A 21,343-nucleotide genomic window follows, 5' to 3' on the forward strand; every position below is an offset into this window, starting at 1 on the left:
TATGTAAAAAATTCTAAACATCAACTTAAACCTTTAACTATGGCTGGTGACGGTTGGAAGGTTATTTATATTGAGATTGTCCGGGAATGGTTTACTGGACTGAACACCCCAAAAGCAATAATATAAATGAAGGTTTTCACAAGATTTTAGGCATTCAGAATTTAGCTTCAAGTTGGACGCTCGGAGTAAAAGCAATAAATGACTTCGTAACTGCACGAGGAGATGTCGCGCATCGGGGGGCGGACGCCGGGAACATTCGCATGAACGTATTAAGCGGAACCTATAAAGTACAAGTTTGCAAATGCGCAATTGAAACTGATAACGCTTTAACAACATTCTTACGCTCAGCCTTTAGTCCTAATATACATCCATGGAATCAACGAAGCGTCTAGTTTATAGATTATAGATTATAGATTATAGATTATAGATTATAGATTATAGATTATATAAGCGATATGGTAGTTTTGTTATTACAGTTTAAAAGTGAGTGAGCCATGTCCGCTTTTCGCTCATATGGGACAACCATAATCACATCTACTAACCCTAAGGAGATTGAGCATGACAACATCCCCCTGGAAAAAGGGCCGTATTATTGGCCAGAAACGGCCTCTTCAGATCTCTCATATCTGGGGAATCCTTATCAGATTTGAGCTGGAAGGAAAATTACGCGATTTAGCTCTGTTTAACATGGCTCTGGACAGTAAACTTCGGGGCTGTGATCAGGTTAAGCTAAAACTTTCTGATGTGGCCTATGGGCACTCTGTTTCGGGCAGAGCGACAGTGCTGCAGCAAAAAACGGGAAGCCCCGCTCAGTTTGAACTGACTAAGGGAACCAGAGAGGCTGTGGCAGCGTGGATCAAAATGGCTCATCAACGTAGTAGCGACTATCTGTTCCAGTCCCGCATCGGTTCTTCACTACATATCTCAACCAGGCAATATAACCGTATTTTTCATGGATGGATTGATAAGCTGGGTCTCGACGAGACTCTGTACAGTACGCATTCTGTGCGAAGAACCAAGCCATATCTGATCTATAAAAAAAACGAAGAATCTTCGAGTGATCCAGCTACTGTTAGGTCACAAAAACCTCGAAAGTACAGTCCGTTATCTCGGTATTGAAGTGGATGATGCTCTGGAGATAGCTGAGTCTTTTGAAGTTTAATTCGTGAGGGCTGCAACAGCAGCAGCCCTGTGCCAAAAGTGGACGTTACGAATGTTGGTAGGGTGAATCGCCACGGCTTTAACAGACACCTCGGAGTCATTTAAGATGGCTTAAAGAGAGGTGCCCATGAGCGGTAAGCGTTATCCCGAAGAGTTTAAAATCGAAGCAGTCAAACAGGTTGTTGATCGCGGTCATTCTGTTTCCAGCGTTGCAACACGTCTCGATATCACCACCCACAGTCTTTACGCCTGGATAAAGAAGTACGGCCCGGACTCATCCACTAATAAAGAACAGTCAGATGCTCAGGCCGAGATCCGCCGACTCCAGAAAGAGCTGAAGCGGGTTACCGACGAGAGAGACATACTAAAAAAAGCCGCGGCGTACTTCGCAAAACTGTCCGACTGAGGTACGCCTTTATCCGCGACAACCGCCGTTGCTGGCCTGTTCGTTTGCTCTGTCGGGTTCTGGACGTCCATCCGAGTGGATTTTATGTCTGGCTTCAGCAGCCACATTCACAGCGTCACCAGGCAGACCAGATGCTGACCGGGCAGATCAAACAGTTCTGGCTTGCGTCTGGCTGCGTCTATGGTTATCGCAAGATCCATCTGGACCTGCGGGATAGCGGGCAGCAGTGCGGAGTGAACCGGGTCTGGCGGCTGATGAAGCGTGCCGGTATAAAAGCTCAGGTTGGGTACCGTAGCCCACGGGCACGTAAAGGCGAAGCCAGCATCGTGGTACCGAACAGGCTCCAGCGGCAGTTCAATCCGGACTCACCAGATGAGCGTTGGGTGACGGACATAACCTACATCCGAACTCACGAAGGCTGGCTGTATCTGGCCGTGGTGGTTGACCTGTTCTCCCGGAAAGTTGTCGGCTGGTCAATGCAACCCCGCATGACAAAAGAGATTGTCCTGAACGCATTATTAATGGCGGTGTGGAGGCGTAATCCTCAAAAACAGGTACTGGTTCATTCTGATCAGGGCAGTCAATACACGAGCCATGAGTGGCAATCGTTCCTGAAATCACACGGTCTGGAAGGCAGCATGAGTCGTCGCGGTAACTGTCACGACAACGCGGTTGCGGAAAGCTTTTTCCAGCTACTGAAACGCGAACGGATTAAGAAAAAGATCTACGGAACACGGGAAGAAGCCCGCAGTGATATTTTTGATTACATCGAAATGTTTTATAACAGTAAGCGTCGGCATGGCTCGAGCGATCAGATGCCACCAACTGAATACGAAAACAAATATTATCAACGGCTCGAAAGTGTCTAGATTATCCGTGGCGATTCACTTTGCTAAAGCCCACAAAGCTTTATCATCACCCATGGCTTCAGCGGTGAAATTGCTTTTGCCATTATCACCTGTAATAGCGGCAATTTCCGCTGATAGCAATTCGATTAGGTAATGAAATTCTGAATAAAATGGATCAGATTTCACAACTTTTATCATGGTTATACCCTGCAGGATGAATGTGACCAACATAAAACATCCTGCTAAGGAAAGCATCAGCCCAAACGGGGGATGGGACAACCCTAATTACTAGCTATCTTGAGGATGATATGTCTGCTCCTCGCTCATAACGGACATGGACTTGTGCACCGTCCGCTTTATGCCAAAGGCAAACATCTCAACACAATCAGGTTTTATTCGATGCGTTTCACATCGGGATGATGCTCAGTTGCAGCTTCATGAAAGATATCACCCAGCCAGCCTGCAATTTCGTCTTCTGGCATATCATCTGGAATAGCGATATCAAACATTCGCGAAAATTTTCTTTCTGTCACGTCGGCGCGAAATACCTGCCAGCCATCCTCCTTGCGCAGAACGCCAATGTGGCGGCCAAAAACGTCATAAATCAACATATTCACTCTCCTGTGATATCAATCAGGCTCTGGCGCCATACTATACCAACGCCGATACAAATCGCTGGAAAAAGCCGCACACCGCCACTATTATCGGCTGACTTATTCACCTGCTGATAACTAAGGAGGATCTCTATGCCGTCGTGTGAACTGTTTGTTTACTCACACTTCTATGGTGACTGGACCCGCTCAGGTTTTACCGCACTCGTGCTGCGATAATCCGCCTGAGCGAAGTTCTGACAATTTAATCCCTTCTCTCCGGCTTACCGGGTTGTCGTCAGCGAAATTCTGACGTCAGGCTTTTTTGCGCCTGCAACTTGAGAGTAAGTAGATGAGCACACTCCTTTCCGCACATGCCGTCGGCTTCGACAATGCCTTTGGCCCGCTTTTCCATTCCCTGGATTTCAGCCTGAAAAAAGGCGACCGCATCGGTCTGATTGGCGACAACGGCAGCGGTAAAAGTACCCTGCTGAAAATTCTCAGCGGTGAACTGGCCGCCAGTCACGGCAGCGTCACGCCAGCGAGCCACTGTCTGCTGGCGCGCATCGAACAACACCTGCCGGAAACGTTATTCGGGGCCTCATTGCTGGATGGCGTGATCGACCGGCTGCCCGCAGCACAGCGCAACAGCGAGCGCTGGCGTGCTGAGGCGCTGCTGCATACGCTGGGTTTCAGCACAGCGCAGCAGTCACAAACCGCGGCGACGCTGAGCGGCGGACAGCATATGCGGCTGTTGCTGGCGCGCGCGCTGATTCTGCAGCCCGATTTACTGTTGCTGGACGAACCGGGTAACCATCTCGACCTGCCGACCCTACTGTGGCTGGAGAATTTTCTGATCGGCTGGCAGGGCAGCTTTGTGCTGGTGTCCCACGACAGCGCGCTGCTGGACCGCGTCACCAACTGCAGCGCAATCCTGCGCGATCGCACGCTGCATGTTTTCCGTCTGCCCTGCACGGCCGCCCGCGAGGCGCTGGCGCAGCAGGATGAAGCCGATGCGCAGCGCCACCAGGCACAGCAGCAGGAGATCGCCCGGGTTGAGAGCAGCGCAAAACGGCTGGCGATCTGGGGTCGGACCTATGACAACGAAGGTCTGGCGCGTAAAGCAAAACAGATGGAGAAGCGCATCGACTGGCTGAAAGCCGCGCAGACCACGCTCAGCGCCGGCAGTCCGTGGCAGCTGCAGTTACAGGGCGAAGCGCTGCAGGCGGATCGCGTGCTGGCGCTGCCGCCGATGTCGATTCAGCCTGCTGCCGGGGCGCCGCCCCTTTTTTCCCTGCCGGCGCTGCAGGTGAAAAGTGGTGATCGCATCGCGATTGTCGGCCACAACGGCTGCGGCAAGTCCTCATTGCTGCGCCAGCTGTGGCACAGCTGGCAGCAAGGCGACAGCCCGCTGTTTCATCCGCGCGCCCGCGTTGGCTACTACGACCAGAGCCTGCAACAGTTGCGTGACGACCAGACATTAAGCGCGGCGCTGCACGGTTTCGCTGCGCTGAGCGATGAGCAGTGCAAAATGGCGCTGATTAGCGCAGGCTTTCCCTGGCTGCGCCACCAGCAGAAGGTTGCCTCCCTCAGCGGTGGTGAGCGCTCGCGCCTGCTGTTTGTCGGCCTGACGCTGGCACGCTACTCGCTGCTGCTGCTGGATGAACCGACCAACCATCTGGATATGACAGGCAAAGAGGAGCTGGCGCAGGCGCTGCAGCAGTTCGCCGGCGCGGTGCTGCTGGTGTCTCATGACCGCAGCCTGATCGCCAGCAGCTGCAATCGCTTCTGGCTGATTGAACAGCAGCAGCTGAGCGAGTGGCACGACTGGCCGCAGGTGACCGCCCGGCTGGCCACCGCCCATGTGCCAGTCGATTACCCGCTTGCCGCTGCCGCCGTCGATGACCGCCCGGGCGATGAAGATGCGCTGTTGCAGACGCTGCTGGTGCTGGAAGAAAAGCTGCAGCAGGACGAAGCGCGTAAGGCAAAGCATCAGAAACCGGCGCAACAGCAGCAGTGGCGCAGGGAGATTGCGCAGCTGAAGCAACAGCTGAATCTGCTCTGAACGGATTGACTGACGGGGTATCGCAAACCCATAAACTGCGCCAGGGATGGCGCACTCCCCTGCGGCTGACAAAATTCCGCAGAATTTTTCTCCAGTTTGTCCCGCTTAGTGATTATTATTCTCGCTAAATTTAAGGGACGATGATGCACACAATGACGAAAAAATGGCTGTTTGCCGCGCTAACTGCGCTGGTGATGATTCTGGTTCTCTGGACGTATTCGGCGTCACGCAGTAAACCCAATCCGCTGATGACCGCCGCGGTGCGTCAGGGCGACATCGAAAACGTGATTGCCGCTACCGGCAAAATGGACGCGATTGAGCGCGTTAACGTCGGTGCGCAGGTCTCCGGTCAGGTGAAAAAGCTGTATATCAAAGCTGGCGACAACGTGCGCAAGGGCCAGCTGATCGCGGAGATCGATGATCAGCCGCAGCGCAGCGATCTGCGTAATGCGCAGGCGGCGCTGAGCGTGGCGCAGGCGGATTTACAGACCCGTCAGGCTACGCTGGTACGCCAGCAGGCACAGTTTCAGCGCCTGCAGCAGATGGTTAAAACCAATGCCGTTTCCCGCCAGGATTTTGATACCGCCGCCGAAGCGTGGCGCATCGCCCAGGCAGAGTTGACGGCGCAGCAGGCGCGGGTGATTCAGGCGCAGATCGAAGTGGATAAAAAGCAACTCGATCTCGGCTACACGCGCATCATGGCACCCATTGACGGCACGGTAGTGGCGATCGTCACGAAGCAGGGCCAGACCGTAAACGCCGTACAGAGCGCCCCGACCATCGCCAAACTGGCGCAGCTCGGCACCATGACCATCAAAGTGCAAATCTCCGAGGCGGACATTACCAATATTCAGCCCGGCCAGCAGGCGTGGTTTACCACCTTCGCCAACCCGGATAAACGTTATAACGCCACGCTGCGCAGCATCGAACTGGCTCCTGAGTCGGTGATGAAAGATGATGCGCTGATGGGTAACAGTGAAAGCAATACCGCGAGCAGCACAAACGCGGCGGTGTATTACAACGCCCTGCTTGATGTGCCGAACCCGGATAATGCGCTGCGCATCTCCATGACGGCGCAGGTTAATCTGCTGCGTGACCAGGCAAAAAACGCGCTGCTGGTGCCGGTACAGGCCACGAAAAAGGCCAGCGATGGTCGTACTTACGTCGAAATCGCGGATCAAAATAATCAGCCTGAGAAGCGCTACATCACCACCGGCATCAGCGACAGCGTTGACATTCAGGTGCTGAGCGGGCTGCGCTTAGGGGAAAAAGTGATCCTTGCCACGCAGCAGCCGGGCGCGGACAAGGTGGTGATGTGAATATCATCGAACTGCACAACATTCAGCGCAGCTACGTCAATGGTTCCCAATCCCTGCAGGTGCTGAAAAACATTAATCTGCAGATTGCCAGCGGCGAAATGGTGGCGATCATCGGGCCCTCGGGCTCAGGCAAATCCACGCTGCTGAACATTCTTGGCTGCCTTGATGCGCCGGACAGCGGTAATTACCTGATTGGCGGTAAAAATACCGCCACGCTCTCGCCCGATGCGCTGGCGCAAGTGCGGCGCGAGCACATCGGCTTTATCTTTCAGCGCTATCACCTGATGCCAGATCTCAGCGCGCTGAGCAACGTTGAAATACCGGCGATTTACGCCAATTTATCCGGCACCGCACGCCGTCAGCGCGCCGCACAGCTGCTGGCACGGCTCGGATTACAGGGGCGCGAACAGCATAAGCCGGGCGAGCTGTCAGGCGGCCAGCAGCAGCGTGTCAGTATTGCGCGTGCACTGATCAACGGTGCCGAAATTATCCTCGCCGATGAGCCCACCGGCGCGCTCGATTCGCACTCCGGTGAAGAAGTGCTGCGCATCCTCAGCGAACTGAACCGCGAAGGTCACACGGTGATTATCGTTACCCACGATATGAAAGTGGCGCAGCACGCGGAACGCATCATTGAAATTCAGGACGGCGAGATTTTTGCCGACAGCGGCAGCGCTGCCACGGCCGCAAAAACGCGCTTTACGCCAGCGCCACGCAAGCGGCAAAGCAGATTCCGCGGTCTGCTTGACCGGCTGCGCGAATCATTACGCATGGCGCTGAATGCCATGAACGCCCACCGCCTGCGCACCGCACTGACTATGACCGGCATCATCTTTGGCATTGCCGCCGTCGTCACCGTGGTGGCGCTGGGCCAGGGCGCGCGGGAAAAAACGCTGGAGAGCATTTCCGGACTGGGTACCAATGTGGTTTCTATCTATGCCGGGGGCGATTATGTCGAGGATGATGCGCATCCGGTACAAACCCTGGTGATGGCCGATGCCGATGTGATTGCGCGCCAGCAGTTTGTCGCCGCCGTCAGTCCGGAGATCATCGCCACACAGCCCATTCGCTACCTGGCCAACGCCTCCAAAACTTCAGTTTCCGGCGTAGGCGTCGACTATTTTCGCATTCAGGGCATTAAGCTGGTGGAAGGCAGCAACTTCAGCGATGAGCGGCACGCGCGCCAGGAAGTCATTATTGATATCAACACACGCAATAAATTATTTGGCGAACAGGGCCCGAGCCCGATTGGCAAAATGATTGTGCTGGGATCGGTGCCGGTGCGGGTTATTGGCGTGGCCAACAATGAAGATGGGCTTTCGCCCAACCGTCTCAGCGTCTGGCTGCCGTGGAGCACGGTGATGTATCGCATCAGCGGTCAGACCGCGCTCACCAGCATAAGCATCAAACTTAAAGATGATGTGGTGAGCGGTGCGGCGGTGGAATCGCTCACCCAGCTGCTGACGGCGCGCCACGGCACCAAAGATTTCCTGATGTTCAACCGGGACAAGTATCGTAAAGCGATAGAAGGTGCGGCGGCCACGCTGACGCTGCTGATTTTACTGGTGGCTTCGATTGCGCTCATGATCGGCAGTATTGGCGTAATGAACATCATGCTGGTGTCGGTGACCGAACGCACCCACGAGATTGGTGTGCGCATGGCGGTGGGTGCGCGACGCGGCGACATTATGCAGCAATTTATGATTGAGGCCGTGCTGGTGTGCCTGGTGGGCGGATCGCTCGGCGTGGCGCTGTCTCTGGTGATAGGTCCGGTCATTTCACTACTGGCTGGCGGCGTGCTGACCGCCATTTACTCGTGGCAATCGGCTGGCGCAGCGTTTGCCTGCTCAACCATTATCGGCATGATATTTGGTTATCTGCCCGCGCGCAAAGCCGCACGAATGGATCCGGTCGCCGCGCTCGCCAGCGAATAAAATCAGCAACCGGACCGGCACGTTATTCATGCTGGTCCGGTCATTTCAGGTCTAATCCGAAAGTCATTAAATCAATTAGCCCCGCAGGTCATCATCGGCGTAGACTGAACGCGTCTCTAATTTAGACACATCACCGATTATCTATTCGATGGCTATCACTCGCCCGAGAGTAAGTTATGTTAGAACCGCACTATTTTTATTTATGTCACGATCCGGACGCCGGCTGGGTATTGCATAAAAAAGGCTGTTACGTACTGGAATTTGAAGAAGAAAAGCGCTTTATCGGCTCTTTGTATACCGTGCATCAGGCGCTGACGGTAGCGCGTATCCACCATCCGCAAATAGCCTGTTGCCGCGACTGCCTGCTGGACAAAGGCCGGTCGAAAAGAACGCCGGTTAATAAAGAGAAAAATCTGATTCCCTCTCGCCATTTTGACGACGACCAGAAAAAATAACGGTGCAGATTACGCAAACGTAATGTGTTTTGAAATGGTGAAATAAACTCACCCGCTTCGCGTTTATTTAGCCGCAACCGGATTCATTTCTGACAAAATAACCGACGGGTAAGTCGGGAAATCCACTCAGCGTTTATCGCCTGACGGTTTGATATTAAAGCAGTTATCCACAACTGACGTGCAAAGAGGCTGGCTTATCCTGTGGATAAACGCCTGGGCTCCGCCTGTTGCGCCCGCTGAGCAGGATTGGTCAAATTTCGAACGCCAGCCTGCTGCTTTTGATAGCTTTCAGCCGGGCCGGAAACAGCAAAGCCGCCCGAAGGCGGCCTTAACGCAGTGAACCAGTCTGAACTTAGTTATACAGTTCAGCCGTCATGTGCACGCGGTTGTTGGTGTTGGCTTCAGTAATTTTATACTGAGCGCCCTGCTGTTGCGCCTGCGCGGCGATTTTAGCTTCTGCACCGTCCAGCGTAGAGGAAGTCACGGTTACGCTCTGGGCAAAGCTGGCAGCTGACATCAGTGAAAGAGCGGCAACAGCGGCGATTGACATAGCTTTAATGGTTTTCATGGTCTTATTCCTTAATGGTTGTGGCTGAAGGCTGTGTGCCTTCGATGGAACTAATAATAACTCAGGTTACTATACTGCAATTGATAATTAGAGCGGTTATCGTGATCGTGCTAATTATTTCTGATTGCCTGGTTGCGCCAGCTCAGCGCGCACCGTCGCGATAAATTGCGGCCAGTGGGCAAAACGAATCACCGGAACGTGAGCATGGCGTTGCGTGCGTAATGCATCTGCAAAAGCCAGCGCCTGCCGGTTGATATCCACGTTGTTCAGCATATTGCGTTCTCCTGCCAGACAGTCTGCGCTGCAAATTCAGCAATATCGCCAGAATGCTTGATACGCTGCGAGCCTGACTGCACGACAAAAAAGGCCGCCCGTCAGACGACCCGTTCTGGCACATCCCTGTGCAACCATCCGTTATTTGTAGAGTTCAGCGGTCATATGCACCAGGTTGTTGGTGCTGGCTTCCAGAATTTTATATTGCGCCCCCTGCTGCTGAGCCTGAGCGGCAATTTTCGCTTCGGCACCATCCAGTGTGGTGGAGGTGGCTGAAACGGTTTGCGCGAAGCTGGCAGCAGACATCAGGGAAAGCGCGGCGGCGGCGGCAATGGTCAGTGTTTTGATAGTTTTCATGGTCATATTCCTTAGCGTTTGATGAGAAGGCGCTGCGCCTTCGATGGAGATAATAATAACCATGTTTACTATTACAAAATTGATAATTAGTGCGAATACTATGATCGCACTAATTGTTAATGCGTGATATTTAAATTATTTACTTATAATCAATAGGTTGATTGGATTTCAATACCCATAAAGCGGCACAGAGCGTTAAAGCAGCCATCATGTTGGATGCGAATTGCCACTGAAACAGGAGACGTATGGTTGACGGCAGGATGGGTCTGAGCACGGGCGCGAAAACGTCGCGCCGCGATTTTGTGGAAGGAAGTCTGACCTCAAACTTTATTTTTATAATTGAAACTGATCTGCGAATTTTGCTCGCGCGGAAGTCGTCTGGCTTCTAAATATACCGATTTCCAGTACGGATTATTCAGTGACGAGCGCATCACGCCCTGGCTGACTGAGGCATGCAGGAACTGGCGATCGGTATCGTAAAAGCCGACATGCAGCTCATGCTTAATGCGGAAGAACACTAAGTCGCCAGGCTGTAAATGCGCCTGATCGACCGGCTTACCCATGGCGATCAATTCACGCGTTGTGACGCGATCCATGGGAATATTGAAACGATCTTTTAAGGTGCGCCAGACAAATCCGGAACAGTCAACGCCGGATAATTGCGTTCCGCCCCACTGATATTTGGTGCCTTCCCACGAATGCATTTGATCGTGCAAAGCGGCTATTACCGGAATTAAATCGGGCTGTTTACCACCGTCCTGCGAGGTATCAACACTTTCCTGCTCCGGTGCTGGCGAGGAGTGAGACGAGCAGCCAGCCAGGGTTAATAACATCAGGCAGGCAATCAGGTTGCGGGCCGCAGTAGCAATCATAGGGTGACGTTTCACAGTGGATAACAGGGATAGCAGATTTATACCGTAAAGAAGTTGCAGAAATAAAGCGTCTCCGCCCGAATTCTCGCTGTCTTCACTATTTTTACCTAAGTTTACAGAAAGGTAACGCTATGTATTTAGGATAAAAATCTATATCTTTTGCTGCTTTGCGCCGACAGCGCATATTTATCCGGCAAATTGCGTTTAAATTTTATTCCGCAGCCTGACCGACGGACCTGCTGCGAAATAACCGGAAAGCTTAATTGCGCACGTTATCGCGCAGCGGCGACTCCGGCAGCAGCAGCGAAAGTATAAACGCCAGCAGCATAACGCCGGCGGCCATCTGAAATGCGGCATGCACTGCATCGCTGAACACCAGCAAATAAGCCTGACGCAGCGCTGCAGGCAAATGGTTCACGGCGACCGGATCCAGCGAAGGCGGCAGCACATTACCCTGCTCTATCAGTCGGGTCGCTCCGGATTTCAGCACGTGACTGAACACAGCGCCAAACAGCGCAACGCCGATCGAACCGCCCACCGAGCGAAACAGCGTAACCGATGAGGTCGCTACGCCGATGCGATCGGGCGTCACCGCATTTTGCACCGCCAGCACCAGCACCTGCATAGTCATGCCCATTCCCATGCCGAGCACGCTGGAGAACACATAAATGTGCCAGAGCGGCGCATCCAGCGTCAGCGTGGTCATCAGCGCCATCCCGGTTGTGGCCAGTAGCGTCCCGGCGATGGGGAACAAACGGTATTTCCCGCTGCGGCTAATCATGCGACCACTAATGATCGAGGTGACCAGCAGCCCGCCCATCAGCGGTAACAGCTGTAGTCCGGCCTCGGTGGGCGTGGCGTTTTTTACCACCTGCAGATAAAGCGGCAAAAACGTCACGCTGCCAAACAGCGCCATGCCGATAATAAACGCCATCAGACTGGCGAGGGAAAAACTGCGATTGCGGAACAGATCGAGTGGAATGATCGGTTCCCATGCGCGTCGCTCCTCATAAATAAACCCCAACACGCCAACCAGCCCCATGGCCAGAATGCACCATAGCTGGGGATCTGACCATTCGCGCAGCGTGCCGCCTTCACTGGTAAACAGCGTCACGCCCACCAGCGCCAGGCTGAGAAACACCGCACCCGGATAATCGATTTCATGGGGTTTGCGTCGGCTATCCGCTTTAAACACCGCATTAATGATCAGCAGAGCCAGCAGGCCGAGCGGCAGATTAATGTAGAAAATCCAGCGCCAGGACATGTGCTGCACGATAAAACCGCCCAGCAGCGGCCCAATCACCGTCGCCAGACCAAACACGCCGCCAAACAGGCCCTGGTACCGGCCGCGATCGGCGGGCGGAATGACATCCGCGACCGCCGCCATGCTCACCACCATCAATCCGCCGCCGCCCAGTCCCTGCAGCGCGCGGGTAAAAATCAGCTGCGGCATGTTTTGCGCCAGCCCGCACAGCGCCGAGCCCAGCAAAAACAGCACCACCGAGATTTGCAGCACCGTTCGGCGGCCAAACAGATCGCCAAATTTGCCGTACAGCGGCACAACCAGGGTTGAGGCCAGCATGTAAGCAGTGACGATCCACGACAGGCGATCCAGCCCGCCCAGTTCGCCGACGATAGTCGGCAGCGCGGTCGAGACGATGGTCTGATCAAGCGCGGACAGCAGCATCACCAGCATCAGCGCGCCCATCAGCAGGCGAATGGAAGGCGGGCGGGTTGCCCCGCTGTCGCGCTGCGATGTGATAGATTGAGGTTTCATAACGACACCGTTTGAAATTAATTAAATGCACAATTAATATGAACCAAAGTCTGACACGAAACCCGTGAGTACGTAAAGATGACCGCACAAAAAGTGATGGAGAGCGAGACAACGCCTTCTGATAAACCCCGCCGGCCGGGCCGTCCACGCGGCGGCGCAATCAATGCCCAGCAGCGCGAGCATCTGCTCGACATTACGCTCACGCTGTATGCGCAAAACGGCATCGCGGAAACCTCGCTCAACGCCATAGCCCGTAAAGCCGGCGTCAGCCCTGCCATGCTGAATTACTATTTTCAGTCGCGCGAGTCACTGCTGGATACCGTGGTCGCGGAACGTTTTGTGCCGTTACGGCAACGGCTGGAAGCGCATTTTGTCGAAGAGAGTAATGACCCTGTCGCTGCGATCAGCGGATTTATTAAAGAGTTTGCGGATATCGTGCTGAGTCATGACTGGTTCGCACCGCTGTGGCTGCAGGAAGTCGCCAGTGGTCAGGGGCTGGGCGGCACGCTGAAACAGCGTCACGGTCATGCCGGACGCGAACGGATTCGCGCGTTGCTGATTCAGTGGCAGCAGCAGGGATTACTGAATAACCAGCTGAATGTCGATGTGCTGATGACCTCAATTCTCAGCATGGTACTGGTGCCCTTTACCCGCTTTGCCCACGAGCCGGGCTTTGATACCGAAATGATTCTGCAGCACACCCTGAGCATGGTGTGCCACGGTATACAGCCGCGCAACTGAGTCAGGCGTCGTCGCCGTGGGTCAGCGTCTCTAACTGCTGCCAGAAATCTTCCGGCACCGGCTGCACCCGGGGAGGCGGCTCGGCAATGTGCTGTTCAAGGGAGGCCAGCAGCTGCTGGGTTTCACTGTTCTGTTTATCGCAAGACGTTGAAGACATATCTAAAACCTAAAAAAACATCAGGCGATTATTGTAAGGATTTCACGCAAAGAATAAATAAACGAGACGGGAAAAAGGGATCTGCCCTGCTTTTTTTTGCCCTTCGCGCAACTTTTTACCGACTGCGGCGAACTGTCTGACTGAACACCCCTAACCGGACCTCTTTCACCGCAGGAGCAGATCATGACAACTATCAGGCATCTCATCGCTACTCTCACCCTCGGCACCACGCTGAGCCTCGCCGCCTTCGCTGCTGGCGCGGCGCTGCCCGTCGGGGCCAAAGCACCTGACTTTGAACTTCAGGGCGCGCTGGCCGGTAAGCCGCTCACTTTCTCGCTGCAGCAGGCGCTGCAAAAAGGGCCGGTGGTGCTCTACTTCTTCCCGGCGGCCTTCAGCGCGGGTTGTACCATCGAGGCGCACGACTTCGCCGAAGCCACGGATGATTTCAAAAAAATGGGCGCCACGGTGATTGGCGTCACTGCCGGTAACACCGAGCAGATCAGCGATTTTTCTAAGCTGGAGTGCCGTGACAAATTCGCCGTGGCTGCCGATCCGGGCGCCAAAGTGGCCGCCGAATATAAAACGCTGATGCAGATAAAAGGCAAAACGCTGTCTGACCGCACCTCTTATGTGATTGCCCCCAACGGCAATATTCTGCTGAGCTATACCGACAGAAACCCGGATACCCACATCGAAAAAGCGCTGGCGGCGGTGAAAGAGTATGACGCTGCGCATCCGCAAGCGCAGTAAGTGAGAGGCCAGCCATGTTAACCGCGATGCTGGCCGCCTTTTTGGGCGGCATCATCCTCAACCTCATGCCGTGCGTCTTTCCGGTGATTTCGCTGAAAGCGCTTGGCCTGCTGCGCCATCAAAGCCAGGCTGCCAGCGCGCGCCGTGAAGGCCTCGGATTCCTGCTCGGCGTGCTGGTGACCATGATGGCGCTGGCTGGCATTCTGCTGGCCGCACGCGCGGGTGGCGCCGCGGTCGGCTGGGGCTTTCAGCTGCAGTCACCGCTGGTGATCGCCCTGCTGTCGCTGGTGATGCTGGCTGCCGCGCTTAACCTGCTTGGCGTCTTTGAGGTGGGGCTGACGGTGCAGCGCGTCGGGGCCATCGACATCCAGCGCGGCGCTTTTTTGCGTTCCGCGCTGACCGGGGCACTGGCGATCATCGTTGCCACACCCTGCGCCGCGCCCTTTATGGCCAGCGCCATCGGCTACGCGCTGGTGCAGCCCCCTGCGGTTGCGCTGGTTATTTTCTTTGCGCTGGCGCTCGGCTTTGCCGCGCCCTTTACCCTGCTGTCGCTGTTCCCACCGCTGGCGCGATTTTTACCGCGCCCTGGCGTCTGGATGGATATCCTTAAGCGCGGGCTGGCCTTTCCCATGCTCGGTGCCTGGGCCTGGCTGGTGTGGATTCTGGCCCAGCAGGCGGGCAGCAGCGCGCTGGCTGTTGTGCTGGCCGCCTCGGTGGTGCTGGCGTTTGCCGGCTGGCTGTATGGCATGGCGCAGCAGCGCCGCTTTGCCGGAAAAGGGCACAAAGCGCTGTTCAGCGTCACGGCGATATTGCTGATTGCGGTGATCGCGCCGCTGCCGGGGCTGATCAAGCCAGGCGCGGCGCTGCAAGGCGATATACAGGCGCAGGTCAGCAAACAGACGTGGACGCCGCAGGCGGTGGCCGCTCAGCGCGGGCATGGCAAAGCAATTTTTGTCGATTTTACCGCATCATGGTGCATCACCTGTCAGGTGAACGAGAAGACCTCGCTGTCGACCCAGGCGGTGAAAACCGCACTGGCGAAAACCGGTACGCTGTACATGGTGGCAGACTCGACTAAATTTAACCCGGACGTTGATGACGTGATGAGTGAGTTTGGTCAGGGCGGTTTACCAATGTACCTGGTGTATCCGGCTGATGGCGGACCACCGAAAGTACTGCCGCAGGTGCTGACACCCGGCATCGTAGTGGATGCGTTAAACCAGGCGGCAGCGAAGAAGACGTAACGGCAACAAGGCAGCGTATGCACACAGGCGATAGCGCACGTGAAAACTGGCCCGGACTGATGGAACGCGCGCAGGCCGGGGATCAGTGTGCCTATACCCGGCTGCTGCGGGCGCTGGTGCCGGTGATACGCGCACAGGTGCGGCGCAGGCTGAGCGATGAAGCCTTAACGGAAGATGTGATTCAGGATGTGCTGCTCACGCTGCATCGCGTACGCCATACCTACGATCCCGCTTACCCTTTTCTGCCCTGGCTGACGGCGATAGTCTCGGCGCGCGCGATTGATGCCCTGCGCCGCCGCGGCCGCCAGCAGCACTGTACGCTTGACGACGCTCAGGCCGCCGATCCCGCCAGCACGGCAGAACAGCAGCAGCTGGACACCCGGCAGGAGCTGGCGGGCTATCTCAGCCAGCTGCCGCTGCGTCAGCGTGAAATCGTTGAGCATGTTCATTTGCATGAGATGAGCCTGAACGAGGCGGCGGCACACCATAATCTGAGCGTGTCGGCGGTGAAATCGCTGCTGCACCGCGCGCTCATCAATCTGCGCCGCTTTGGAGCAAACCATGACTGATCATCATTTGCTGATTGAAAAACTGGGGCGCGATCTGCGCCCGGTGAAACGCCCGCCGGCGACCGGAAAACGCGTGCTGGGCTGGCTGGCGCTGGCGCTACCGGCCGGCATCGCGGCCAGTTTGCTGGTGCCGCGCACCCTGACCGACTGGTCGCAGGCCGGCGCAATACAGGCCGCACTGCAACTGATGCTGGCCTTTATCCTCGGGCTGCTGGCGATGCGCAGCGCCTTTGAACTCAGCATTGCAGGGCGGCGCGGCATTAGCGCAAAGCTGCTGTTGCCGCCGGGCCTGCTGTGGCTGGGATTGAGCGCCAGCAGTCTGCTGCAGACGGCCGCGCCGCTGCAGCAGCACGACACGCTGCCGTGCTTTGTTTTCCTGCTGGTGGTGAGTCTGCCGATGCTGCTGCTGACCATCCTCAGTCTGCGCCGGACGCGAACACTCTATCCGGCCCGCAGTCTGGCCATGGCGGGCCTGGGCGTCGCCTGCATGGCGGTAAGCCTGCTGGCGTTCTGTCATCCGGTGCATCTGCATGCGCTGGATTTGCTGCAGCACCTGGCGGCCATCGTGAGCATCATCGTGCTGACCGTATTGCTTGGCCGGCGCTGGGTGCAGATCGCCTGACGACGCCGGCCAGTAACGCTATCAGGGAATGATGCGCTCCGCCCGCAGCCGGTCGAACAGCTGGGTGAAGGAATCCAGCGTGGCGCGATAGCCGGTAAAGCCGGCTTTACGGCTCTTGCTCATATCGGTAAACGCCTCCATCGGCCGGCCCAAATCCGCATCGGTGTGCCACCACGACGCCAGTTTATCGATGTCCGCTTCACGCAGCTGATAGCGCGCAGCGATCTCACGCCAGGCCGCAGCGGCTTCCTGCATGCGTCCTTCCAGCGGCATCATCTGCACCGGATAGTCTGCAGCTTCAATACCGAAATAGTCTGCCAGACGCGGCCACAGCCAGTTCCAGCGGAACACATCGCCGTTCACCGCGTTGAAATCCTGATTGGCAGCCCCTTCAGCACGGGTCGCCCACAGCAGCTGTTCCGCCAGTAAACCGGCTTCGGTAACATCGGCCAGACCGTTCCACTGCTGCGGCGAGCCGGGAAAGATGAACGGCCAGCCTTTTTCACGGCACAGCGTGGCGTAAACGGCCAGCGTCTGCCCCATGTTCATGGCGTTACCCAATGCATAACCGATGATGGTGTGCGGACGGTGCACGCTCCAGCTGTAGCCATATTGCTCTGCGCCGGCAAACACTTCGTCTTCCTGCGCATAGTAAAAGTTATCGACCGGCTGACGGCCCTGCTCTTCGCGGAACGGCGTCACCGGCACCGCACCTTTGCCATATGCTTCGAACGGACCAAGATAGTGCTTCAGCCCGGTCACCAGTGCCACATGCGCGCCGTTCAGCCGCTCGCCGAGCGCGGCAATGACGTTATGCACCATGCCGCCGTTAACGCGAATGTTCTCTTTTTCATTCGCCTGGCGTGACCAGACGCTAAAGAACAGCGCATCCGGTTTTTCCTGCGCCAGCGCATTGCGCACCGCTTCTGCATCGGTCAGATCGGCCGTCAGACTGCGGCAGCCTTCCGGAATGGCACCGCGTCCGCGCGACAAACCGGTTACCTGCCAGCCCTCGCTTTGCAGCCTTTCCGCCAGCGCACGACCGATAACCCCGCTGATCCCCACGATTAACGCCTGTTTTTGCATGTCGAATCTCCTCTGTTGCAGTTATCCTTAGCGTAATAGAGAATTAAATTCTTAGCCGTGGCATTAATTCACATCATTCCTGAACTGGATTCATTAATACATGCACGATCAGCGTCTGAAAGACATCGTTCCTTTTGTCGCCAGTGTCGAATGCGGCAGTTTTGCCGCTGCCGCTGAGCGCCTGCACCTGACCGGTTCCGCCATCAGTAAAAGCGTGACGCGGCTGGAAGCGCGGCTCGGCTCACGCCTGCTGGAGCGCACCACCCGCAGCCTGACGCTCACCGACGCCGGCAGCGCCTATTACCAGACCTGCCTGCGCATTATGGAGGAGCTGGCGGAAGCCGAAGCAGTGCTGGCGGCGCAGCGCACCATTCCTTCCGGGCGATTGCGGCTGGCGGTGCCCAATACCTATGGCCGCCTCGGCGTCATGCCGCTGCTGATTCCGTTCTGTCAGCAGCATCCGGATGTGGAACTCAGCCTGACCTTCTCGGATCGCTTTATTGATCTGTTTGATGAGGGCATTGATGTCGCGGTGCGCATCGGCGGTTCGCCGGATCTGCCCGCCTCGCTCGGCTGCCGGGCGATGGGCCGCGAGCGTATGGTGTTTTGCGCCGCGCCGGACTATCTGGCGCGCGCAGGCAGACCAACCAGCGAGAGCGAGTTGCTACAGCATCGGGCGATTCTGTACGAGCGCGTTGACGGCAGCACCAAGCCGTGGCTGTTCACCACGGAGGATGGACATCCGCACTGGCGTCAGGTGCCGTCTCGCATGGCGCTGGGCGACGTGGATGCACAAATGCAGGCGCTGTGCGCTGGCCTCGGGGTGGCGCAGATGCCGTCATGGCTGGTGCGTGACGCGCTGGCGAGCGGCGCGCTGGAAGTGATTGTGCCGCAGCAGCAGCCGGACGGTCTGCCGCTGTCGGTGATTTGGCCGCGGCGCAAACAGCTGCTGCCGAAGGTCGACGCGTTGCTGGCGGCGCTTGACGGCCTGCAGATCAGGTAAAACGCCTTTAGCGATGGTTCAGCCGGCGCGACAGCCGGTCGCCACACAGCTGCAGCAGCGTGACCAGTGCCACCAGCACCACGATCACCGTGAGCATGACCTGCATATCGAAACGCTGGTAGCCGTAACGATAAGCCAGATCGCCCAGCCCGCCGGCGCCAATCGCACCGGCCATCGCCGAGGCATTAATCATCGTCACCAGCGTAATGGTAAAACCGCTAACGATGCCAGGCCGCGCTTCCGGCAGCAGCACGTGCCAGACAATATGCCAGCGCTGAAAGCCCATCGCCTGCGCCGCTTCCGTCAGCCCTTTATCCACTTCACGCAGGCTCACCTCCGCGATGCGGGCAAAAAACGGCGTCGCCGCCAGCGTCAGCGGCACCACGGCCGCCCAGACGCCGTAGGTGGTGCCGACAATCCAGCGGGTAAACGGGATCAGCGCCACCATCAGAATCAAAAATGGAATCGAGCGGAACAGGTTCACCAGCCAGCCCAGCAGCCGGTTGAGCAGCGGATTGGGGAACAGATCGCCGCGCCCGGTCACCACCAGAATCACCGCCATCGGTAAACCGATCAGCAGTGCCAGCAACGACGACACGCCGACCATCAGCAGCGTATCCAGCAACCCCTGCCATAAACGATCAATAGCCAGTGACATAACCTGCAACCTCCAGTTGGTCCGCCAGCGGATGAAGCGCGGTAAGGGCTGCCGGCGCGTCGTGCCGGGCATCCAGCAGCAGCAACAGCTGGCCGGTGGGTTTGCGATCGACCCATTCAACCGCGCTATACAGTAGCGTCAGCTCGCCGCTGACCTGTGCGCTGATCGCCGCCAGATCCGGCTGCGCGCCCTGCCCGCTGTAGCGCAGCCGCAGCAGCAAACGCGAGTCCACGTCCTGACGTTGCGGCGTCAGCAGCGGCTGGATGGCCTCCGGCAGCGCGCCGAATTGCGGATTAAGCAACTGCCGCGTCGTCTCATGCTGCGGATCGCTGTACACCTGCCACACCGGACCGCGCTCAATGATTTCACCCTGATCGATCACCGCCACCTGGTGACACAGGTCGTGCACCACGTCCATCTCATGGGTGATCAGCACAATAGTGATATGACGCTGCTGATTGATTTTTTTCAGCAGCGCGAGAATGGCGCGCGTGGTTTCCGGATCCAGCGCCGAGGTTGCCTCGTCGCACAGCAGCAGTTCCGGATCGTGCACCAGCGCGCGCGCAATGCCGACGCGCTGCTTCTGCCCGCCGGAGAGTTGCGCCGGCCAGGCATGCTGGCGCGCTTCCAGCCCAACCAGCGCCAGCAGCTCATCCACTTTTTGCCGCCGTTGCGCCGCCGGTATGCCAGCCACCTTCATCGGCAGCTCAATGTTTTGCCGCACCGTTTTAGCGGACAGTAAATTGAAGTGCTGGAAAATCATGCCGGTGCGGCGCCGCCACTGCACCAGCTGGCTGGCACTCAGTGAACTGAGATCAATACCGTCAATCACCACCGCACCCTGCGTCGGATTTTCCAGCCGGTTCAGACAGCGGATCAGCGTCGATTTGCCCGCACCGCTGCGGCCAATGATGCCAAAAATCTCGCCGCGTTTAACCTGCAGGTCGATGTGCTTCAGCGCATCCTGCGACTGGCCGTCATAGCGTTTGCTCAGCCCGCGGATCTGCACATGCGCACGGCCCGCCACCGGTGTCGTGGTGTGCAGCGCCGCCTGCTCGCCAGGAAGAGTCAGGCTGACCATGATTACTGGCTCCAGCCCGGCTGATACAGCTTGCCGTAGAACTCATCCAGCTTCGCGCGCACCACCGGCGAGTGCTGATAGATATCAACAAACTTTTTGAGACGCGGATCGTCCTGATGTCCGTCGCGAATCACGAACTGAATCACATATTCCGGATGCTCAAGGCCATCAAATAACAGGGCCTTATTGGGGTCGATGCTCTTAGACAAACGCAGATAGTGCGGATATCCCTGCGCCAGGTCGACCTCATCCAGCGAGCGCGACAACTGCACTGCTTCCACTTCGATGATTTTCAGGTGTTTGGGATTGCTGGCGATATCATCCACGGTGGATTTCAGCCCGCTGCCCGGTTTTAACGTAATCAGCTGCGCTTTTTGCAACAGCAGCAATCCGCGCGCACCGTTAATCGGGTCATTGGCAATCGCCACCGTGCCGCCGTCCGGAATCTGATCGATTGCCGTGTGCTTCTTCGAATAGAGTCCGATGTTATTGATGATGGCGGGCGCATACGGCACCAGATGGAAACCGCCCTCGCGGTTGGCATTGTCAAGAAACGGCTTGTGCTGGAACAGGTTGACGTCAATGTCGCCATTTTCCACACTCACGTTCGGCGCAGTCCAGTCGGTGAACTCCACCAGCTCCACCTGCAGTCCCTGCTTTTTCGCTTCAGCCACGGCGGTTTCCAGCGGCGGCGCGAAGGCCGCCGTGGTACCGACTTTGAGGGCGCCGCTGTAGTCACCGGCGGCAAACGCGCTGGCGGTTAATATTGCGGCGCTCAGCGCCACTAATGAGGCAAATTTCATCCTG

Annotated in this window: 22 protein-coding genes and 2 pseudogenes; 12 read left to right on the top strand and 12 right to left on the bottom strand. The window is 56.7% G+C overall.

The window, feature by feature from the left end; genetic code table 11:
- Positions 1 to 558: 558 nt before the first annotated feature.
- Both AC6I8F_RS21610 and AC6I8F_RS21615 read left to right on the top strand, forming a co-directional pair.
- Positions 559 to 1,162: pseudogene (locus AC6I8F_RS21610) on the top strand (tyrosine-type recombinase/integrase).
- Positions 1,163 to 1,288: 126 nt separating this feature from the next.
- Positions 1,289 to 2,436 (top strand): IS3 family transposase gene (locus tag AC6I8F_RS21615; RefSeq protein ID WP_117111563.1). Its coding sequence is split into 2 segments (ribosomal slippage): positions 1,289 to 1,526 and positions 1,526 to 2,436, totalling 1,149 coding nucleotides; the frame shifts between segments, so codons are not numbered across the junction.
- A gap of 18 nt (positions 2,437 to 2,454) precedes the next feature.
- On the opposite strand, the pseudogene AC6I8F_RS21620 reads toward AC6I8F_RS21615, so the two are convergent.
- Positions 2,455 to 2,646 (bottom strand): annotated as a pseudogene (locus AC6I8F_RS21620) (GNAT family N-acetyltransferase); the annotation flags it as partial.
- A gap of 161 nt (positions 2,647 to 2,807) precedes the next feature.
- Positions 2,808 to 3,026 carry a DUF7661 family protein gene (locus AC6I8F_RS21625; protein ID WP_058770285.1) on the bottom strand — a complete coding sequence of 73 codons (219 nt, stop codon included), beginning with the start codon at positions 3,024 to 3,026 and terminating at the stop codon, positions 2,808 to 2,810.
- A gap of 331 nt (positions 3,027 to 3,357) precedes the next feature.
- Between AC6I8F_RS21625 and AC6I8F_RS21630 the strand changes: the two genes are divergently transcribed.
- The 4 genes from AC6I8F_RS21630 (at position 3,358) to AC6I8F_RS21645 (ending at position 8,778) form a co-directional block, all read left to right on the top strand.
- Entirely contained in the window at positions 3,358 to 5,070 is a 1,713-nt protein-coding gene (locus AC6I8F_RS21630; RefSeq protein ID WP_498028865.1) for an ABC-F family ATP-binding cassette domain-containing protein, read from the top strand.
- Positions 5,071 to 5,213: 143 nt separating this feature from the next.
- Positions 5,214 to 6,389 carry an efflux RND transporter periplasmic adaptor subunit gene (locus tag AC6I8F_RS21635; RefSeq protein ID WP_498029022.1) on the top strand — a complete coding sequence of 392 codons (1,176 nt, stop codon included), beginning with the start codon at positions 5,214 to 5,216 and terminating at the stop codon, positions 6,387 to 6,389.
- A complete protein-coding gene (locus tag AC6I8F_RS21640; RefSeq protein ID WP_127834973.1) occupies positions 6,386 to 8,323 on the top strand; it encodes a MacB family efflux pump subunit in 1,938 nt (645 codons plus the stop codon). The genes AC6I8F_RS21635 and AC6I8F_RS21640 overlap by 4 nt, the downstream gene beginning before the upstream one ends.
- 176 nt (positions 8,324 to 8,499) lie before the next feature.
- Positions 8,500 to 8,778, top strand: coding sequence for a hypothetical protein (locus tag AC6I8F_RS21645; RefSeq protein WP_021508976.1), 279 nt, complete (start codon positions 8,500 to 8,502; stop codon positions 8,776 to 8,778).
- 352 nt (positions 8,779 to 9,130) lie between these two features.
- On the opposite strand, the gene AC6I8F_RS21650 is transcribed toward AC6I8F_RS21645, so the two are convergent.
- The 5 genes from AC6I8F_RS21650 to AC6I8F_RS21670 all read right to left on the bottom strand — a co-directional run bounded on the left by AC6I8F_RS21650 (position 9,131) and on the right by AC6I8F_RS21670 (position 12,625).
- Entirely contained in the window at positions 9,131 to 9,346 is a 216-nt protein-coding gene (locus tag AC6I8F_RS21650) for a YdgH/BhsA/McbA-like domain containing protein (RefSeq protein ID WP_021508975.1), read from the bottom strand.
- Positions 9,347 to 9,460: 114 nt separating this feature from the next.
- Positions 9,461 to 9,619 (bottom strand): hypothetical protein, encoded by a 159-nt coding sequence (locus AC6I8F_RS21655; RefSeq protein ID WP_164861079.1) that lies wholly within the window; start codon positions 9,617 to 9,619, stop codon positions 9,461 to 9,463.
- Between the two features lie 141 nt (positions 9,620 to 9,760).
- Positions 9,761 to 9,976 (bottom strand): YdgH/BhsA/McbA-like domain containing protein, encoded by a 216-nt coding sequence (locus AC6I8F_RS21660; protein WP_058759052.1) that lies wholly within the window; start codon positions 9,974 to 9,976, stop codon positions 9,761 to 9,763.
- Between the two features lie 320 nt (positions 9,977 to 10,296).
- Entirely contained in the window at positions 10,297 to 10,848 is a 552-nt protein-coding gene (locus tag AC6I8F_RS21665; protein ID WP_021508972.1) for a C40 family peptidase, read from the bottom strand.
- A 259-nt stretch (positions 10,849 to 11,107) separates the two neighbouring features.
- A complete protein-coding gene (locus AC6I8F_RS21670; protein WP_498028866.1) occupies positions 11,108 to 12,625 on the bottom strand; it encodes an MDR family MFS transporter in 1,518 nt (505 codons plus the stop codon).
- Positions 12,626 to 12,703: 78 nt separating this feature from the next.
- On the opposite strand from AC6I8F_RS21670, the gene AC6I8F_RS21675 reads away from it, so the two are divergent.
- Positions 12,704 to 13,366: a TetR/AcrR family transcriptional regulator gene (locus AC6I8F_RS21675; protein ID WP_058781097.1), complete on the top strand. Its 663-nt coding sequence runs from the start codon at positions 12,704 to 12,706 to the stop codon at positions 13,364 to 13,366.
- Between the two features lies 1 nt (position 13,367).
- Here the strand turns inward: AC6I8F_RS21675 and AC6I8F_RS21680 are convergent, their stop codons facing one another.
- Positions 13,368 to 13,523 (bottom strand): hypothetical protein, encoded by a 156-nt coding sequence (locus AC6I8F_RS21680; RefSeq protein WP_021508969.1) that lies wholly within the window; start codon positions 13,521 to 13,523, stop codon positions 13,368 to 13,370.
- A 183-nt stretch (positions 13,524 to 13,706) separates the two neighbouring features.
- Between AC6I8F_RS21680 and AC6I8F_RS21685 the strand changes: the two genes are divergently transcribed.
- From AC6I8F_RS21685 to AC6I8F_RS21700, 4 genes are read left to right on the top strand one after another with little or no spacing between them, the layout of a single operon-like run.
- Positions 13,707 to 14,273 carry a peroxiredoxin gene (locus AC6I8F_RS21685; RefSeq protein WP_125310836.1) on the top strand — a complete coding sequence of 189 codons (567 nt, stop codon included), beginning with the start codon at positions 13,707 to 13,709 and terminating at the stop codon, positions 14,271 to 14,273.
- Between the two features lie 14 nt (positions 14,274 to 14,287).
- Complete coding sequence (locus AC6I8F_RS21690) at positions 14,288 to 15,517, top strand: protein-disulfide reductase DsbD family protein (RefSeq protein ID WP_104187502.1); 1,230 nt, start codon at positions 14,288 to 14,290, stop codon at positions 15,515 to 15,517.
- Between the two features lie 17 nt (positions 15,518 to 15,534).
- On the top strand, positions 15,535 to 16,086 hold the full coding sequence (locus AC6I8F_RS21695) for a sigma-70 family RNA polymerase sigma factor (protein ID WP_215481225.1): 552 nt from the start codon (positions 15,535 to 15,537) through the stop codon (positions 16,084 to 16,086).
- A complete protein-coding gene (locus AC6I8F_RS21700; RefSeq protein ID WP_498028867.1) occupies positions 16,079 to 16,708 on the top strand; it encodes an NrsF family protein in 630 nt (209 codons plus the stop codon). The genes AC6I8F_RS21695 and AC6I8F_RS21700 overlap by 8 nt, the downstream gene beginning before the upstream one ends.
- Before the next feature lie 21 nt (positions 16,709 to 16,729).
- Here the strand turns inward: AC6I8F_RS21700 and AC6I8F_RS21705 are convergent, their stop codons facing one another.
- Positions 16,730 to 17,794, bottom strand: a complete 1,065-nt coding sequence (locus AC6I8F_RS21705; RefSeq protein WP_336699178.1) for an SDR family oxidoreductase — start codon at positions 17,792 to 17,794, stop codon at positions 16,730 to 16,732.
- 100 nt (positions 17,795 to 17,894) lie between these two features.
- Here AC6I8F_RS21705 and AC6I8F_RS21710 point away from each other — a divergent pair, with 100 nt between their 5' ends.
- Positions 17,895 to 18,797 carry a LysR family transcriptional regulator gene (locus tag AC6I8F_RS21710; RefSeq protein ID WP_152390925.1) on the top strand — a complete coding sequence of 301 codons (903 nt, stop codon included), beginning with the start codon at positions 17,895 to 17,897 and terminating at the stop codon, positions 18,795 to 18,797.
- Positions 18,798 to 18,804: 7 nt separating this feature from the next.
- Here AC6I8F_RS21710 and AC6I8F_RS21715 read toward each other — a convergent pair whose 3' ends face one another.
- Genes AC6I8F_RS21715 through AC6I8F_RS21725 form a run of 3 tightly spaced genes read right to left on the bottom strand, consistent with a single transcriptional unit; the run spans position 18,805 to position 21,339 of the window.
- Positions 18,805 to 19,455 carry a methionine ABC transporter permease gene (locus tag AC6I8F_RS21715; RefSeq protein ID WP_021508962.1) on the bottom strand — a complete coding sequence of 217 codons (651 nt, stop codon included), beginning with the start codon at positions 19,453 to 19,455 and terminating at the stop codon, positions 18,805 to 18,807.
- Positions 19,439 to 20,536: a methionine ABC transporter ATP-binding protein gene (locus AC6I8F_RS21720; protein ID WP_394517610.1), complete on the bottom strand. Its 1,098-nt coding sequence runs from the start codon at positions 20,534 to 20,536 to the stop codon at positions 19,439 to 19,441. Before AC6I8F_RS21720 ends, AC6I8F_RS21715 begins: the two co-directional genes overlap by 17 nt.
- A 2-nt stretch (positions 20,537 to 20,538) precedes the next feature.
- Positions 20,539 to 21,339 (bottom strand): MetQ/NlpA family ABC transporter substrate-binding protein, encoded by an 801-nt coding sequence (locus AC6I8F_RS21725; RefSeq protein ID WP_152390923.1) that lies wholly within the window; start codon positions 21,337 to 21,339, stop codon positions 20,539 to 20,541.
- Between the last annotated feature and the right edge of the window lie 4 nt (positions 21,340 to 21,343).

This window comes from gamma proteobacterium symbiont of Axiagastus rosmarus (genome assembly GCF_059730925.1).

Excerpts from the sequence above, each read along its gene's own strand:
- AC6I8F_RS21705 (WP_336699178.1), bottom strand. The coding sequence starts at position 17,794 with ATGCAAAAACAGGCGTTAATCGTGGGGATCAGCGGGGTTATCGGTCGT.
- AC6I8F_RS21695 (WP_215481225.1), top strand. The coding sequence starts at position 15,535 with ATGCACACAGGCGATAGCGCACGTGAAAACTGGCCCGGACTGATGGAA.
- AC6I8F_RS21720 (WP_394517610.1), bottom strand. The coding sequence starts at position 20,536 with ATGGTCAGCCTGACTCTTCCTGGCGAGCAGGCGGCGCTGCACACCACG.
- AC6I8F_RS21635 (WP_498029022.1), top strand. The coding sequence starts at position 5,214 with ATGCACACAATGACGAAAAAATGGCTGTTTGCCGCGCTAACTGCGCTG.
- AC6I8F_RS21630 (WP_498028865.1), top strand. The coding sequence starts at position 3,358 with ATGAGCACACTCCTTTCCGCACATGCCGTCGGCTTCGACAATGCCTTT.
- AC6I8F_RS21660 (WP_058759052.1), bottom strand. The coding sequence starts at position 9,976 with ATGAAAACTATCAAAACACTGACCATTGCCGCCGCCGCCGCGCTTTCC.
- AC6I8F_RS21655 (WP_164861079.1), bottom strand. The coding sequence starts at position 9,619 with ATGCTGAACAACGTGGATATCAACCGGCAGGCGCTGGCTTTTGCAGAT.
- AC6I8F_RS21715 (WP_021508962.1), bottom strand. The coding sequence starts at position 19,455 with ATGTCACTGGCTATTGATCGTTTATGGCAGGGGTTGCTGGATACGCTG.
- AC6I8F_RS21685 (WP_125310836.1), top strand. The coding sequence starts at position 13,707 with ATGACAACTATCAGGCATCTCATCGCTACTCTCACCCTCGGCACCACG.
- AC6I8F_RS21665 (WP_021508972.1), bottom strand. The coding sequence starts at position 10,848 with ATGATTGCTACTGCGGCCCGCAACCTGATTGCCTGCCTGATGTTATTA.
- AC6I8F_RS21680 (WP_021508969.1), bottom strand. The coding sequence starts at position 13,523 with ATGTCTTCAACGTCTTGCGATAAACAGAACAGTGAAACCCAGCAGCTG.
- AC6I8F_RS21625 (WP_058770285.1), bottom strand. The coding sequence starts at position 3,026 with ATGTTGATTTATGACGTTTTTGGCCGCCACATTGGCGTTCTGCGCAAG.
- AC6I8F_RS21725 (WP_152390923.1), bottom strand. The coding sequence starts at position 21,339 with ATGAAATTTGCCTCATTAGTGGCGCTGAGCGCCGCAATATTAACCGCC.
- AC6I8F_RS21645 (WP_021508976.1), top strand. The coding sequence starts at position 8,500 with ATGTTAGAACCGCACTATTTTTATTTATGTCACGATCCGGACGCCGGC.
- AC6I8F_RS21710 (WP_152390925.1), top strand. The coding sequence starts at position 17,895 with ATGCACGATCAGCGTCTGAAAGACATCGTTCCTTTTGTCGCCAGTGTC.
- AC6I8F_RS21675 (WP_058781097.1), top strand. The coding sequence starts at position 12,704 with ATGACCGCACAAAAAGTGATGGAGAGCGAGACAACGCCTTCTGATAAA.
- AC6I8F_RS21690 (WP_104187502.1), top strand. The coding sequence starts at position 14,288 with ATGTTAACCGCGATGCTGGCCGCCTTTTTGGGCGGCATCATCCTCAAC.
- AC6I8F_RS21650 (WP_021508975.1), bottom strand. The coding sequence starts at position 9,346 with ATGAAAACCATTAAAGCTATGTCAATCGCCGCTGTTGCCGCTCTTTCA.
- AC6I8F_RS21670 (WP_498028866.1), bottom strand. The coding sequence starts at position 12,625 with ATGAAACCTCAATCTATCACATCGCAGCGCGACAGCGGGGCAACCCGC.
- AC6I8F_RS21700 (WP_498028867.1), top strand. The coding sequence starts at position 16,079 with ATGACTGATCATCATTTGCTGATTGAAAAACTGGGGCGCGATCTGCGC.